Below are 1,135 nucleotides of genomic sequence, written 5' to 3'. Positions count from 1 at the left end.
CCGTATCATCAAGCCCGGCACCACAAGTAAATCCACTCGCGGGAGAACACCGGCGAGTAGGACACGCGCCAACTCCCTCTGAGTCAGCAAAGGTGGCATGGGAGCAAGCATTCCGAGTGCAGCGTGCAGGATGGTGCGCTCTCCGTCCCTCGCTACTGCCAGCTTCGACTCACAAACGATCTGCGCCAGGTCTCGCGCGGCCGCCCATGCCTCGGTTCCTCCGTGCTCGGGGTTCTGCCACCATCCGTCCACTGCGAAGACACTGAGTCGGGAGACGATCAAGCCCGACGCCTCTGGATGCGCCATGCGATGCACCATCGAATCCATGCGTGTATCAGGACTGATAACAGCGCCCATCCGCGCGACGTCGATGAGCAAACGGTTCGGGGAGAAGGCTGACAGCACTGGCGTTTCGAGCAACGCGGTGCCGTCGATGCCGAACAGGTGGACATCGACGGTGGTGTCCACGAGTTCGCGTGAAGCTGCTCGGATGGACTGCACCGTACGAATCCAGATGTCCGGAACTGTGCTCAATATGATCACTCCAATGTCTCGACCGCGGGCATCGTCAACATTGTGTCTGGACCGGTTCCGGTACAGGCAACTGCCGGATCTACTCGGTGGACTGAGAAAGGGCTTCGTGTGATTGTCTACGGGATCTCATACACCACGGACCGATTTGCGCATGAGGTCAAAGAGGCGCATGTCGCCTTCGCTACGGATGCCGGAGTGTATGTGTCCGGTCACGTCGACGACCTGGTGATCGCGAGGACTGAACCGACTGTTGAGGCATTGACCGCTCTCGGGTTCCGGGTGCAGGAAGCCGCGGAGAAGGCTGCAGCTGATGCTGAACGGAATGTGCCCGGCGGTGTTCCGTACCAGCCGATGATCACCTCGATGCCAGGAGACAGCGACGCGATCCCCGATGACAACGCCCAAGCCTGGCATGCGATCGCGCTGCGTCTGGCTGACCGATACGCGGGAATGGGCGGCCAATACGGCAGCGTCGAGGAATTCGTGGAAAAGGCCCAATGGGCCAGAAGGGAAGTTGAACAGAACTCGGAAGGCCCCACCACCCCCACCTTTGTCGACGGCTACATCCCTCGCAGCGTTGACGGCGTCCACACTGACATTG

Annotated in this window: 2 protein-coding genes; one reads left to right on the top strand and one right to left on the bottom strand. The window is 60.5% G+C overall.

The genetic code is table 11. The annotated features are described in order from the left end of the window. Nucleotides 1-534, bottom strand: a 534-nt coding sequence (locus A2J01_RS04890) for a hypothetical protein (RefSeq protein WP_156519165.1), incomplete at its 3' end; no start/stop codon positions are given. A gap of 108 nt (nt 535-642) precedes the next feature. On the opposite strand from A2J01_RS04890, the gene A2J01_RS04885 reads away from it, so the two are divergent. Beyond that, a partial coding sequence (locus tag A2J01_RS04885; RefSeq protein WP_156519164.1) for a hypothetical protein occupies nt 643-1,135 on the top strand: 493 nt, incomplete at its 3' end.

The organism is Rhodococcus sp. EPR-134, assembly GCF_001647205.1.
Classification (GTDB): Bacteria; Actinomycetota; Actinomycetes; order Mycobacteriales; family Mycobacteriaceae; genus Rhodococcus_F; species Rhodococcus_F qingshengii.
This window is presented reverse-complemented; position numbering and strand designations above follow the sequence as displayed.